Source organism: Chryseobacterium cucumeris (genome assembly GCF_016775705.1).
GTDB lineage: Bacteria > Bacteroidota > Bacteroidia > Flavobacteriales > Weeksellaceae > Chryseobacterium > Chryseobacterium cupriresistens.
Window position 1 is genome coordinate 2,182,762 of the sequence record NZ_CP068760.1, and the last position, 13,569, is coordinate 2,196,330.

Genomic DNA, 13,569 nt, shown 5'->3' on the forward strand with positions numbered 1-13,569 from the left:
ATCCTATGACAATGGAAAAACTAAGAACTTTAAGAAAGCAGAAAGGCTATACTCAGCAGCAGATTGCTGATCTTCTTGCCACCGATGTCTCCAACTACAGCAGAAAAGAAAATGGAGATGTCAGAATATTTGATGACGAATGGGAGAAACTGGCTAAAGCTTTGGAGGTTTCTGTAGAAGATATTAAAGAAGAGAAAGAACCGAATGTTGTACAGAAAAATGAAAACATAACATTTAATGACACTAGTTCTTTTCACCAGTCTGGTATTTATAATTGTAATGTTCCCAATTACTTATTAGAAAACCAACAGGAATACATTAATCTTCTGAAAGAGCAGATTAAAGCTTTAAAAAAAGAAAATGAAAAACTAAAAAAGGGATAATCACCACCACATAAAGAACAAAACGGCTTCCAATGGAAGCCGTTTTTATTTTATACCTGTAAAAGCTACCTATTCCCGATCAACAATGGAAATAAAACTGTTTTTTAAAAAATCAGACGGATATACAAACTGATCTCCATCTTCTCCCTTTACTACAATTGCGCCCTGTTCATCATTAAGGCATTTGTCCAGCTGGGTTTTCATGTCATTAAGGGCTCCATTGGTAACTTCAATGATGTAAGTTCCGGTAACGTGTGTAACTTTTATGATTTTTGTTTCCATTTTGTTTTTGATTACGGGCTAATTTAGGGATTTTACTTTACGCAAAACAAGATGATCATAATAACTTAACTATCACTTTTACTCAATTGTATAGTTTTAACCACCCCGTCAAAAATTCTTTGAATTTTTGCCACCCCTCCACAGGAGGGGAATGTGTACGTCTTCAGTTGTTATATATGTGGTCATGAGGATTTTGGAAATATTTCTGGAAAATAAAGCTATTTATCTAATTTCTTAGCGAATATTGGGTATGGAGAGATGTTAAATGTTGTAAGTGCAAAGGCGCAAGTAATATTAAAAAAAGACTGTTATAAGGTGCAGAGATTTTATCTCCGATAAAATTGATAACGTATATTCTTTACTGAAAATCTCATATTGAGCGAAGTCGAAATGTTCTTACACCTTAAAATCATACATAAAGTGAAAAAAAACTTTGCGACATTGCGATTACCCAACAAAGCTCAGGTATATAGGAACAAAAAAGCGCACCCTTCGGGTACGCTTTGTATTGTATACACTGAATACTATCCGTGTAATTCAGCTAAATATTTTTCTGCATCCATTGCCGCCATACATCCGCTTCCCGCAGCTGTAATAGCCTGTCTGTAGATATGATCCTGAACATCTCCGGCAGCAAATACACCCGGAAGATTGGTTCTTGAAGACCCTTTTTCAGTCACAATATATCCGTTTTCATCAAGATCTACCTGACCCACAAAGATATCTGTATTCGGTTTGTGACCAATGGCAATAAAGATTCCTTCAACATCTACTGTAGATTTCTCCTGAGTCTGATTGTTGATGATTACCGCTCTTTCTACAAGGCTGTTTTCTCCTTCAATCCCGATTAATTCATGGTGGAATTTCACTTCGATATTCGGCGTATTTTCCACTCTGTGAACCATTGCCTTTGACGCTCTGAAAACATCTTTTCTCACCAACAATGTTACTTTTTTACAAAGTTTGGCAAGGTAAGTAGCCTCTTCAGCAGCTGTATCTCCCGCTCCTACTACCACCACGTCTTTTCCTCTGTAGAAGAAACCATCACACGTAGCACAAGCTGATACACCGCCTCCTGCATATTTTTTCTCATCTTCAAGACCTAAATACTTTGCTGTAGCTCCTGTAGAGATAATAACTGTTCTGGCAAGGATCTCTTTGTTTCCTGCATATAATTTGTGAACACCGCCTGTTTCCTTAGAGAATTCAGCTTTAGTGATCATTTCGTAATGAACTTTGGTATCAAATCTTTCTGCCTGTTTTTGCAGATCCATCATCATTTCAGGACCTGTAATCCCGGCTGGATACCCTGGGAAGTTATCCACTTCAGTAGTGGTTGTTAATTGTCCGCCCGGCTCCAAACCTGTATACAATTCAGGTTTTAAGTCTGCTCTTGCTGCGTAGATAGCAGCTGTGAAACCAGAAGGCCCAGATCCAACGATCACACAATCTAAAATGTTTTGCTCCATAATTTGCTTTGTTCGAAAAGATTTAATTTGAATTAGACCGCTAATTTCGGAATTTTTAATTTCTTTTTAAAGTTATTTTAATGATACTTGTCAATATCTGATATGTTGTATTTCGATGGTAACTGTTGTGGGGTGATTTCCGGGGTCCGGGGTTCGGGATTCGGGGTTCGGGTTATTGTGTTACGGAATTAGATTGGCAGAAAATTTAAAACTTTTTTAATGTCCTTTACCCATCATATCCCGAATCTCACTATCTCGCAACACGCATCACGCAACACGCAACACGCTACCTCGCATCACGCGACTCGCTACCTCGCAACTCGCCTCACACCTTCATCTTAATCTTATCTACATTGATAATCTTATACACAAGTTCCCGAATCAGCTCAGCTTCTCCCATATTTACCGCTCCGAGCCCTTTACCTTTCATATCGAATTCACGGAGAATAGAAATCACTCTTGTAGCATGTTTCAAAGGGTAAAGTCTGGCACTTTCCGCATAGTCTTTGATAAAATAAGGGTTCACTCCCATTTGCGAAGCAATCGTCTGTGGAGACTGCCCTGCCATGGTCTGATAAATAATAACGTTGGAAAAATAATTATAAAGGCTTGCCAGCATCATGACAAAAGGATTATTCTTCGGGTTTTTACCCATAAAATGAGCAATCTTAAAGGCTGCATTGGCATTTTTAGTTCCTAAAGCCTTCTGGAGCTCAAAAATATTATATTCTTTGCTGATCCCGATATGATTTTCAACGATGGTTCCGTCAAGGATTTCACCTTCTTTAAGGATCATCTTCAGCTTGTTCAGCTCGTTGGCAATTCTGGACAGGTCATTTCCCAGATATTCTGCCAGCAGATGGGAAATATTGGGAGCTGTATTGATTTTAAGCTTTACACACTCATCTGAAATCCATTTCGGCAGATTGCTTTCCTTTACAGATTCGCTAAGGAAAAGAACTTTGGCTTTATCTAAAGCTTTGGCAGCCTTTTTTCTGCTATCCAGTTTCTTGTGTTTATGAGCAAAAACCAATACCGTTGAAGGAACGGGATTTTCTACATAGGCTTCCAGAATTCTGTTTTCCTCTTCATTGAATCGTAAATCCTGAGCTTCTTTCACAATAATCACCTGTTTGTCTCCCATCATCGGAAACTGTCTTGCCAGGGAAAGAACTTCCTGATAAGAAGTATCTTTTCCATAAGTAACTGTCTGGTTGAAAGCTTTTTCATCTTCTTCCAAAAAGTTATGTTCAAGAGCCTTTACAGCGACATCAATAAAGTAAGCTTCTTCTCCGTGGAAAAAATAAATAGGTAAAACTTCTTTATTTTTAATATTTTTGAGGATTAAATCTAATTCTTTCATCTTATTAATGGAACTTCCAAAACTGAATTTTCAGGAAACTTTTGATTTTAAATTCAAGAAAGACAAAGATAAGTTTTTTATTTATGATTTGGTCCGCAAAACTTATCTTCTGCTCACTCCTGAGGAATGGGTCAGACAACATTGGGTACATTATTATCTTACTGTAAAATCCTACTCAACATCGGCTCTGATTACCGAAAAAAAGATTATCCTGAATGGTCTTACCAAAAGAATTGACCTTCTGGTTACTGAAAAAACCGAACCCATAATTCTGATTGAATGTAAAGCTCCGCAGATCAAATTAACGGAAAAAACTTTTGAACAGACTGCCCGATACAATTCTATTATCGGTGCCAGGGAAATTATTTTAACAAACGGTTTGCAGCACATTAATGCCTATTATGAAAATGAGCAATACCAGTTTTACAAACCTGAGTAAGGCTTATAACATCAGATAATTTCTGAAAAGTATTAAATAATATTCTATTAATATTCTTTCTGAGTTATTTTTATTAATTTCGATAAGATTTCTTTTCAACACTAATATCACAAATTTTTACACGAGAATTGCACAATTGTTATTGGTTGTATTTGTGAAAAGGATTAGTGTACTAATCTGTATTAAAATTAAATTACAAAATATGATACGTTCCATCTTATTAACTGCAATGATTATGGCTTCAGGAAATCTTTTCAGTCAGAAACTTAAACCTGTTTCCTACCAGGACGGTTCCCAGAAACTTAATGGTCTCATCACTTCCAATGCCGGAAAAAAACTTCCCGGAGTACTGATTCTTCCAGCCTGGAAAGGTATTGACGAAGAAGCTAAAACAGCCGCTATTGAACTCGAAAAGCAAGGGTATATTGCTTTTATTGCTGATATTTACGGTGAAGGGAAAATTCCTGCAGATAACGAATCTGCTGCAAAAAGCTCAGGGTATTACAAACAGAATTATCAGGAGTACCAGAAAAGAATTTCGCTGGCGTTGGAACAACTGAAGAAAAACGGAGCCATTTCTGATAAGGTAGCGGTAATCGGCTACTGTTTCGGAGGTACGGGAGCATTGGAATCCGCAAGAGGTCATCTTCCTGTAGCGGGTGTTGTTTCCATCCACGGAAGTCTGGGCAGAGATCAGAGCAGAAAAAATGAAGCTTTGACGGCCAAAATTCTTGTTGAAAATCCGGCTGATGATAAAAGTGTAACTCCTGAGGATTATAATAACCTCATCAAAGAAATGAATGAAGGAAATGCCGACTGGCAGATTATCACGTATGCCCATTCCAAACATACTTTCACAGATCCGAAATCACCGGATTATAATCCGGCAATGGCCAAAAGAGCATGGAACCACACATTGCTGTTCCTGAAAGAAATTTTGAAATAAACATAAAAAAGGCAAATTCGTGAATCAATGAATTTGCCTTTATTTTTTACCTGAATCAATTATGGTTGAGCCTCCAGCTCAACATCATATTTTTTTGGAGAATATTTGGTAAGAGAACCTGTTGCAGCATCAATTCCCACTCCTATTGCTCCTCCAAGAATAATATTGAGTAAAGTTACGGCATTAAAAGTTTTTGTCAGTTTTACTTCTTTCTTCTCAAATCCTTCTTTTTCAAATGTAACCATTTGCTTACCCAAACCTCTTGGAATTTTGGTTGTACAAGGTGTTGTACATTTTTCAATTCCCTTGTGAAATACTTTTGCCCCTTCAGGGTTTGAAGTAAAAGCTATTGGATCCTGAGTTCCTGTAAAAATGGTTGCACATGAAGTGGTAGAAAGCGCAATACTCAGGGACAGCACAATTGATAATTTGTTTTTCATAGATCTTAGTCGTTCATTTTTTAAGTCCGCGAACTTACAAAATAATTCAAAAATCAGTACTATCAATCAGAACAAATATTTCAAAAAATATAGTATTAACCTATGTTCTCATTACCTGCTTCCTGAAATCTGATCTCAAAAGACCCAATACCATACAATTGCATCGTCTTTTGAAAATTGGGAATAAAAAAACAAACCCACTGATATGCAGATTTGCTTTTATATTTTTTTAACAGCTTTTTTAGTCTACGCCTTCCTCTTCCCTATGCACCAATTCCATAGAAAATGCAGGAAGGCAAATCGCAAGATATTCACATGGTTCTGAAAACGGATTACTATAACGGATTCTTGCTCCTTTTTCAATAAGGATGCTCTGTCCTTTTTCAAGAACAACAATTTCTCCGTCTATTTCAAATTGCTTTTTTCCTGAAATAATGTAGGTAAATTCATCAAACTCAGGAGTCTGGTGAGGCTCACTCCAATCCGGAGGTGCTACCATATGAGCAATGGAAACAGTAGAATTTCCTGTAGAGTTTCCCCAGTGTTCTTCAATCAGTTTTCCGTCTGTAGTAGGAACTACAAATGGTGACTGCTGGATTTTATATTTTTTCATATCCAATCTTCTTTTTTAATTTCATACACGAAATTGGTTCTTGTAGGTTCTGCAAAATAAGCCACTTCTTCTTCAGCAATCTTTTGACCTCCCAGTCTTTCCAAAGCTGTCTGCGAACGGTAATTCTCTTTTCCAATGTGAAAATGAACTTTGTCTACAAACTGGAAGATATAATCCAGCATCAGCTTTTTAACCTTAGGATTAATGCCTTTTCCCCATGATTTTGTTCCGTAGAAAGTATATCCAATGAAAATATGATTGTTCTCTTCATCAAAATCATAATAACGGCTGCTTCCCAATACATCTCCGGTAGCTTTCTCCATAATTTTGAAAGCACCTTTACTCTCCATAGCTCCTGTGAAAAAGTTTTCAAAAACTTCTCTCTTATAACGGTCTTTGTTAGGATGCTGTTCCCAGACTTTAGGATCGGAAGCCACTTCATATAAAGATTCAAAATCCCCTTGCTGTAAGGGGATTAATTGAAATTCTTCATTCTCTAAAACAGGCTGAACAGAAAAATTCATTGCTTAGCCTTTTTTAGTAGAATCTGATTCTATTTTCTTGATTTCTTTCAACTTGTCGGAAATCTTGATGACAGTGTCTAATTTGGACGGTTTCAAAGGAACTTCTGCCTGAGCCATATCCCATTTGATAACCAGGTTTCCTGAGTTTTCATCTGTAGGATTTAAAGTGATTTCAAACCATTCCTGTTTGTCTGTCAGTTTGTTAACCGGTACCGTAACGTCTACTACATCCTGTTTTGGATCGTAAGTATAAGCTCCCCATTGCTGGAAATCTTTATTAAGGATAACTTTCCATTCTTTTTCTGTAGGAACGATGAACAATCCGTATGTTCCTGCAGGCACTGTTTTCCCACCGAAGTTAACGGCCTGTCCGAAAGTAATTTTTGTAGAAGAGTTCGCTCCCGCTCTCCAAACCTGGCCATAAGGAACCAGTTCTCCGAAAATTTTACGTCCCTTCACTCCCGGTCTCCCATAATCAATGGTAATTTTAGACATTGAAAACTGCTGCTCAACCTTCTGGCGCGGACTTGCTGCCGGCACAGAATAATCCTGAGCAAAACTGAATGCTGAAACTGAAATGCAAACTGCTGCTAGTAACTTTTTCACGTGTAAATTTTTGTTTAAAATTACAAAATTCAGAGCGAATTAGCTTTCATAAACTTCGTTAAAATTTGTTTTACCGATATTTTTCTATACAGGTATTTTTTAACCAAATCCTTTTTAAAATTAAATAATCAACTATTAAATATTTTACTTTTCTTAATCGTTTTCCCTTTTCTTAGTTGAATGGAATGAAAAACAGAAGGAACATCATTCGTCCAGGTTTTCAATATAAAAAGAATAGCAATAATCTCTGCCCTTGTAAGCAGGCCAACCCAAAAACAAAGGTTGAACAGAATGACAGACTGACATTGTAAAAATAACCTGAATTAATGTTCCAAAAAGTAATAAAGTCCAGATCTTGGCACCAATAGAATGGGTAGCAACTTCTTTTCTGAATTTTAAAAAGCTTACCAGATAAATAAGAGCTTCGGCTCCTGCCAGAATACTTATTTTGTAAACATGGGTTTCAAAGAAAACAGGGCACTGGATATACGTAGCCACTCCCACTGATATAAAAAATATCTGGTCAACTGTAGAATCAAGACGTCTGAGTTTCTGAGTTGAGACATCAAGATATCTTGCTATAATCCCATCAAAGATATCAGTCAGTAAGCCTATGGATAAAAGGACGGCAGCAATTATCTGATAATTTTCTACCTTAATAAGGCTTAAAGAAATGATGATAAAGCCAATTATGAGTCTTGCAAAAATGAGAATTACCGGAATTTTCGATTTCATAAAAAGATGGAAAACGTTTTGTAGCAGCGAAAGATAAGAATAAATTACTTTTTATATTTCTAAAATAATATAGCCTTTTCCAATTCCAGCAGCTTTTGTTTTCTCCAGATTCCACCTCCATAGCCTGTTAATTGCCCGTTGCTGCCAATTACGCGATGACAAGGGATTATAATGGATATCTTATTCAGACCATTAGCATTGGCTACAGCTCTTACGGATTTAGGATTTCCCAAAATATCTGCCTGTTCCTGATAACTTCTTGTTGCACCATAAGGAATTTCCTGAAGAATAGCCCAGACTTCTTTCTGAAAAGCTGTTCCTACAGGGGAAATAGGAACTGTAAATGCGGTTCTTTTTCCTTCAAAGTACTCTTTTAATTCTTCTTCCAGAGTAATAAAATGAGGATTTTCTCCTTGTATAATATTTGCTTTAAAATATTCCGCAACACTTTTTAATTCTGTTGGAAGCGCTTTTCTGTCGGAAAATTCTAAAAGACAGATTCCATGTTCATCGGCACAGGCTATCATTGTTCCCAGCATGGTTTCTATTCTCTTCAGATCAATGATCTTTTCCATGGAATTATTCTTAGGTGATACTCCAAAAATATTTTTAAAACTCTCATTAAAACCACTCAGACTTTCATATCCTGTGTCAAATGCAACTTCTGTAACCGATTCTCCCTGTTGAAGTTTTTTAAATGCTGTATTGAGTTTTGACATTCTCTGGAAAGCATGAAACGTAATCCCATGGTGTTTCAGAAACCATCTGCGGACTGTTGCGGGTTCCAATCCTCTTTTTACAAGATCATAATCTTTAAGCTTTAATGTGGGGTCGTCGGCAATTTCTTTCAATAAATTTTTGATATACGGAGGTGTGGCGTTGAGATTTTCCAAAGGTCTGCACACTTTACACGGGCGATATCCTTTGAGCATTGCATCTTTGGTATTGGAAAAAAACTCTACATTTTCAAATTTCGGTTTCCGTGCAGTACAGGTCGGTCTGCAGAATATTCCTGTGGTTTTTACACCCATCCAGAATATCCCTTCAAATGAAACATCTTTGATATAAGATGCCTCGTACATTATTTTTTCTGTAAGTTCCATCATGAGATAAAAAGAGGTGAAAAACTTCTTACGTTTGTAATTTCCTGACTTGCTTTTTCGAGCTCTCGGTAGATATGTCTGTACATAAAAGCACCTGAAGTAACTCTTTTTACCCCTAATGCTTTAAGCGTATCAAAATCGGGTAAATCAGGAAGAGCCATAACATTCACGGGAAGAAAAGTAGCTTCTGTAATAGTTCTGATCTCCTTTTCAGCTGTCATGCCCGGAATGAAAACGCCATCGGCTTTAAGTTCTTCAAACAGTTTGATTCTCTCTAAAGTTTCTTCCAGCGCATTTTCAATATTCAGTAAAAAAGGATCTGTGCGTACATTGATAAATACCTTATCTCTGTTTTCTCCTAATTTGATAAAAATATCTTTTAATTTTTCATAGAAAACATCTCTGTTTATGAGTTCTCGTATTCCGTCAATAACGTTGGTATCTTCAATATTAATCCCCGATATTCCAATTTCTATAAGTTTCATGATATTTGAAACTACCGTATCATTTTCAATACCATATCCGGATTCCAGATCTACCGACAAAGGAATTGAAACGGAAGCTCTGATTCTCTTGATGATATAAAAATATTCTTCAAAGGTCATCTCTTCTCCATCTTCATATCCTAAACTCAGTGCGACTGCCGAACTTGAGGTTGCCAATGCTTTATAGCCCAGCTTTTCGTATACCTTTGCGCTTTCTACATTCCATACATTACCCAAAAGTAACGGTTCTTCACCATGATGTAACTGTTTAAAACTGATCATAATTTTTTTATTCAAAAGTAGAAAGATTACTACCTGTTCTACAACCGAAAAATGAACACCTATTTTTTATAATTCTCCGAATGTAAATTTTGGTTTAAAATAAGATGGCCTTTTCAAGCTCCAGCAGTTTTTGTTTTCTCCAGATTCCTCCTGCATAGCCTACCAATTCACCGTTTGAGCCTATCACACGATGACAGGGAATCAAAATCGCAATTTTATTGATTCCATTGGCTGTTCCTACGGCACGTATCGCCTTGGGGTTTCCCAGTATTTCTGACTGCTGCTTGTAGGTTCTTATCTCTCCCATCGGAATTTCACGCAGCAGCTGCCAGACCTTCTCCTGAAACTCTGTTCCGGTAGTAAACAACGGAACTTCAAAACGGGTTCTTCTTCCCTCAAAATATTCTTTCAGTTCCTTCTCCAGCTGTACAAAATGAAAATGTTCTCTTTCTACAATATCAGCTTTTAAAACTTTTGACAGTGCCTTCAGCTGTTTTTCGATATTCTTCCGGTCTGTAAATTCAAGCAGACAGATTCCCTGATCCACGGCACAGGCAATCATTTCACCCAAAGGGGTTGATATATTTTTTTGGTGTATCATTTCCATTCGTTTAAAAGTAAGCATTTTTGGAAATCATACTTGTTTTTAATCCGTTAAAATTCTTTTTATCTGTTCAACATGCCTTTGATTGTGGTAAATAACAAACCGGAAAGTATCTCCCAACTTCAATTTGATCAGCTTTGAGATACTGATATTTGTTTTTGTCTTTTCCAGATCAACGTTTTGTGCTTCTTCCAATAACTCAAGCATTTTTGTCTGCTGTTTTATGAATGTATCCACTACACCTTTATCCAGATTACTGTGGATAGGATTCATGGCTTTAAGCGTTTTCATTGTATTCAATTTTTCTTTGGGAAGCATGCTTTTAGCAAAATAGTTCCCGAGAATTCCGGGCTTAAAAAATGTTGATGAGGACTTTCCGGCAGAAGAAATAGCACGGCTTATTTCAGGAATATAGAAATCACCATAGCGGTTGAGATGTTCCAGGCATTCCAATATACTCCAGCTGTCTGCGGAAGTTCTGAAATTCAGATCATGTTCAGTCTTTGAAGACAACATTTCAGCAAACTGTAAATGCTGCTTTGTTCTGTTTTTTAACTCATCCAGTAATTCTGAGGTTGAAATTTTCATTACGTTTTTTATGCAAATATGCTGATCTGGTTGTTCTTAAATCTTGACTGAACTCAAGATTTTTTCAGTCTGGACAAGGTTTCCGGTGACATTCTCAGATAATTGGCGATATATTTATTGGGAACTTCCTGAAACAGCTTCGGACTTCGTTTTAAAACTCTTTCAAAGCGTTCTCCGGGAGCATTGATCAGCAGATCTTTTTCTCTTTCAAGCTGCTGTAATACGAGATCTTCAAGGACATTCATCCAGAATTTCATATGTTCTTCGTCCGATTGTACGAACGCATAGAAATCCTGTTTTGAAGCTATTCTTACCGTTGTTTTCTTAATCGCCTGAATATAAAGATCCGAAGGCTTTCCCGATAAAAAAGAATCCAGGCTGACAATAATATTTCCTGTGTATCCGAAACGAATGATCCTTTCTTCATTTTCATCCATCATATAAATCCGGACACTTCCATTTTCTATACAATAAATAGAGGTATCTGTACTGCCTGAAATCTTCAGGAACTCATTTCGTCTGAATGCTTTCTTTTCCCAATGGATTCCACTTTGAAGCAATTTTTCAACCATTTCATTTTATTATTTGCTTTTCCAAAGATAATAGGTAATTTTAAAGTTTTAAAACACTAATCACTGATAATGCTCAAAAGAACAGTACTTTTCATACTGCTTTCTGCCGGATTGTATGGTATGAAAGCACAGCAGACCATCCCCTTCCGGATCACAAAACACAATAATATCATTGTAAAGACCCTTGTCAACAAAAAAGATTCGCTCAATCTCATGTTCCAGATTGCCATGAAAGATTATGCAATTTCTCCTGATGGCAAACAGAAAGCAGCACATATTATTTTCAATAAAGAAGAACTCAGCGATAATAATACTGTTGAGATCGGAAAGATCATCCAGGAAAATGTGCGTTTTTTTGACAATCAGCTGACAGGTCATGAAGCAGACGGAAAAATCGGGACCGGAATTTTTGAAGGGAAAGCCTTTAAAATTGATTATGACAACAACCAGTTTGTGATCTACGACAAAATGCCGGATCTGAAAGACTACCAACCCATCAATATCATTCTGGATCATGAAGGGTTTTATCTTGCTGCAGACAATATCCTTGAAGGCGATCAGCAGCAGGAAACCTATTTTGTTTTACAATCCGGGTTTTCAGGAGCTATTCTTTATAGTAATGAGTTTGCTGAAGAAAAACATCTGGAGAAAAAACTAAAGGTAACAGGAGAAAAAACACTAAAGAATTCTCAAGGTAAAACGTTAACGACCAAACAAGCTGTTCTACCCTATTTCAAATTGGGAAATAGCGTGTTCAAAGATGTTTTCGTAGGATATTTCTCCGGGGAACTGAAAATACAAAATGTAAGTTATCTCGGTGCTGATATGCTTCGCAGATTCATCTGGATCTTTGATGCTGAAAGGAAAATGGCTTACATTAAACCCAGCAAATATTTTTCAGAACCTTATTACAAAATGAATTAGAATATGATAAACACTTTAATGCTAAAAAAGATTATAAAACCCCAAACCGTCGCTGCGCTTTTATTTTTGCCATTGGCTATTGTAAGCTGTAAGAAAGAAGAAAAAAAAACTGTTACCACAGAAACACATCTGACGAATGATTCTGTAAAAACGGTAAAAACTGAAGAGAAAATAGATTATACGGATTTTAATATTTTCAGTCTGTCTGTCATTTCATCCGCAGAAAAAGATTCTGATATGGATATTTTCATTTCTGTTTCGGATATCTATAAGGGAGTACAGCCTGTACCTGAAGCTATTATGAAAAACCAGAAACATATGACTTATGAGGAACGCCAGCATTTTGAACTGGATGCTCCCAGCAGAAAAAAACTGCTTGAAGGAATTCATCTCACAGAAAATGATTCTCTGTACATCTATGAGTATCGTTCTAATCAACTTCAAAAAATGCCAGTCAGCCAATTAAAAGCCGTGGCTTATTTAAGTCCTTATTCCGATGATCAGGATTTAGACCCGGATTCTTATATGATGGGATTCCAGGTAGCCACTCATCAAAAAACAACAGAATACGACCGTTATACTAATGCTATCGCTTATTTTGGGAATAAAAATCCTTTCGTAAACCATAAAATGAAAGCTGTGAAATGGCAAAAAGCTGATGCGGCCAGTTCAGGAAAATATTTTAGTCAGTCCAAACTTACCAAGGGAAAAACCTACCAGGCACAATATGAAAATCTGACCTATTATCTTCAGGATTATCTTGAAGAAGGAAATATCACAGAACGTAAGCTTGCGGTCATCAATGATCGTAAGGAAAAAATTGCGGAAAAGACCTTCAGCCTTGCAGGAAGTGATGGCGGAGAGTTTCTTCCTCTGTATGGAATAGATGCTGATGAAGCCAATGTTTTCCAATATACCGGCCACCTGTTCAAAGGAAAGCCTCCTGTTATTTTTGGATTCATGGCACAGTCGTTTGGCTGTCCTTCCATCAGCTTTTTAGATCAAAAGGAGAAGGATTTCCCGATTAATTGTGATAACAGGCATTAATTCACTGAAAAATTATTCAGATTTCTACCGGAATAATCCATTATACACTCAGTTGTCCATTCCGTAGGAATCTATACTCTTATCATCTAAATAAAAGAAATCGGAATGACAAACTGTGAGGATAGTTCTTTAGAATAAATCTGCTTTAGCCAAAGCTTACTTTA

18 protein-coding genes and 1 pseudogene are annotated in these 13,569 nt (G+C 36.7%); 5 read left to right on the plus strand and 14 right to left on the minus strand.

What is annotated here, in order from left to right; all coding sequences use genetic code 11:
• Window positions 1–11: 11 nt before the first annotated feature.
• On the plus strand, window positions 12–383 hold the full coding sequence (locus JNG87_RS09870; RefSeq protein ID WP_317193504.1) for a helix-turn-helix transcriptional regulator: 372 nt from the start codon (window positions 12–14) through the stop codon (window positions 381–383).
• Window positions 384–452: 69 nt separating this feature from the next.
• Here JNG87_RS09870 and JNG87_RS09875 read toward each other — a convergent pair whose 3' ends face one another.
• The 3 genes from JNG87_RS09875 to holA form a co-directional block, all read right to left on the minus strand.
• Window positions 453–665 (minus strand): glyceraldehyde-3-phosphate dehydrogenase, encoded by a 213-nt coding sequence (locus JNG87_RS09875; protein ID WP_202843797.1) that lies wholly within the window; start codon window positions 663–665, stop codon window positions 453–455.
• 524 nt (window positions 666–1,189) lie between these two features.
• Window positions 1,190–2,134, minus strand: coding sequence for a thioredoxin-disulfide reductase (trxB, locus tag JNG87_RS09880; protein ID WP_202843798.1), 945 nt, complete (start codon window positions 2,132–2,134; stop codon window positions 1,190–1,192).
• A gap of 325 nt (window positions 2,135–2,459) precedes the next feature.
• Window positions 2,460–3,497: a DNA polymerase III subunit delta gene (gene holA, locus JNG87_RS09885; protein WP_202843799.1), complete on the minus strand. Its 1,038-nt coding sequence runs from the start codon at window positions 3,495–3,497 to the stop codon at window positions 2,460–2,462.
• A gap of 7 nt (window positions 3,498–3,504) precedes the next feature.
• On the opposite strand from holA, the gene JNG87_RS09890 reads away from it, so the two are divergent.
• Together JNG87_RS09890 and JNG87_RS09895 are read left to right on the plus strand one after the other, a co-directional pair.
• Window positions 3,505–3,936, plus strand: a complete 432-nt coding sequence (locus JNG87_RS09890) for a type I restriction enzyme HsdR N-terminal domain-containing protein (protein WP_062670636.1) — start codon at window positions 3,505–3,507, stop codon at window positions 3,934–3,936.
• Window positions 3,937–4,138: 202 nt separating this feature from the next.
• A complete protein-coding gene (locus JNG87_RS09895) occupies window positions 4,139–4,882 on the plus strand; it encodes a dienelactone hydrolase family protein (protein ID WP_202843800.1) in 744 nt (247 codons plus the stop codon).
• 59 nt (window positions 4,883–4,941) lie between these two features.
• Here JNG87_RS09895 and JNG87_RS09900 read toward each other — a convergent pair whose 3' ends face one another.
• The 11 genes and pseudogenes from JNG87_RS09900 to JNG87_RS09945 form a co-directional block, all read right to left on the minus strand.
• The gene (locus JNG87_RS09900; protein WP_202843801.1) at window positions 4,942–5,322 is read right to left on the minus strand and encodes a PEGA domain-containing protein; all 381 of its coding nucleotides are present in this window, start codon (window positions 5,320–5,322) and stop codon (window positions 4,942–4,944) included.
• Window positions 5,323–5,563: 241 nt separating this feature from the next.
• Window positions 5,564–5,935 (minus strand): cupin domain-containing protein, encoded by a 372-nt coding sequence (locus JNG87_RS09905; RefSeq protein WP_079241244.1) that lies wholly within the window; start codon window positions 5,933–5,935, stop codon window positions 5,564–5,566.
• Window positions 5,932–6,459 (minus strand): GNAT family N-acetyltransferase, encoded by a 528-nt coding sequence (locus tag JNG87_RS09910; RefSeq protein ID WP_202843803.1) that lies wholly within the window; start codon window positions 6,457–6,459, stop codon window positions 5,932–5,934. The genes JNG87_RS09905 and JNG87_RS09910 overlap by 4 nt, the downstream gene beginning before the upstream one ends.
• A 3-nt stretch (window positions 6,460–6,462) precedes the next feature.
• On the minus strand, window positions 6,463–7,065 hold the full coding sequence (locus JNG87_RS09915) for a DUF2911 domain-containing protein (protein ID WP_062670647.1): 603 nt from the start codon (window positions 7,063–7,065) through the stop codon (window positions 6,463–6,465).
• A 204-nt stretch (window positions 7,066–7,269) separates the two neighbouring features.
• The gene (locus tag JNG87_RS09920; RefSeq protein ID WP_202843805.1) at window positions 7,270–7,800 is read right to left on the minus strand and encodes a CDP-alcohol phosphatidyltransferase family protein; all 531 of its coding nucleotides are present in this window, start codon (window positions 7,798–7,800) and stop codon (window positions 7,270–7,272) included.
• 59 nt (window positions 7,801–7,859) lie between these two features.
• Window positions 7,860–8,375, minus strand: a complete 516-nt coding sequence (locus tag JNG87_RS21665) for a methylated-DNA--[protein]-cysteine S-methyltransferase (RefSeq protein WP_238349716.1) — start codon at window positions 8,373–8,375, stop codon at window positions 7,860–7,862.
• A gap of 21 nt (window positions 8,376–8,396) precedes the next feature.
• Window positions 8,397–8,906: pseudogene (locus tag JNG87_RS21670) on the minus strand (bifunctional transcriptional activator/DNA repair enzyme AdaA); the annotation flags it as partial.
• On the minus strand, window positions 8,903–9,670 hold the full coding sequence (locus JNG87_RS09930; protein ID WP_202843809.1) for an isocitrate lyase/phosphoenolpyruvate mutase family protein: 768 nt from the start codon (window positions 9,668–9,670) through the stop codon (window positions 8,903–8,905). The gene JNG87_RS09930 and the pseudogene JNG87_RS21670, both read right to left, overlap by 4 nt.
• A gap of 94 nt (window positions 9,671–9,764) precedes the next feature.
• On the minus strand, window positions 9,765–10,271 hold the full coding sequence (locus tag JNG87_RS09935; protein ID WP_238349705.1) for a methylated-DNA--[protein]-cysteine S-methyltransferase: 507 nt from the start codon (window positions 10,269–10,271) through the stop codon (window positions 9,765–9,767).
• 45 nt (window positions 10,272–10,316) lie between these two features.
• Window positions 10,317–10,862, minus strand: a complete 546-nt coding sequence (locus tag JNG87_RS09940; protein WP_202843811.1) for a DinB family protein — start codon at window positions 10,860–10,862, stop codon at window positions 10,317–10,319.
• A 53-nt stretch (window positions 10,863–10,915) separates the two neighbouring features.
• A complete protein-coding gene (locus JNG87_RS09945) occupies window positions 10,916–11,434 on the minus strand; it encodes a Crp/Fnr family transcriptional regulator (protein WP_202843813.1) in 519 nt (172 codons plus the stop codon).
• A 69-nt stretch (window positions 11,435–11,503) separates the two neighbouring features.
• Between JNG87_RS09945 and JNG87_RS09950 the strand changes: the two genes are divergently transcribed.
• A complete protein-coding gene (locus tag JNG87_RS09950; RefSeq protein WP_202843814.1) occupies window positions 11,504–12,358 on the plus strand; it encodes a hypothetical protein in 855 nt (284 codons plus the stop codon).
• A gap of 3 nt (window positions 12,359–12,361) precedes the next feature.
• The gene (locus JNG87_RS09955; RefSeq protein WP_202843815.1) at window positions 12,362–13,405 is read left to right on the plus strand and encodes a hypothetical protein; all 1,044 of its coding nucleotides are present in this window, start codon (window positions 12,362–12,364) and stop codon (window positions 13,403–13,405) included.
• Window positions 13,406–13,569: the final 164 nt, after the last annotated feature.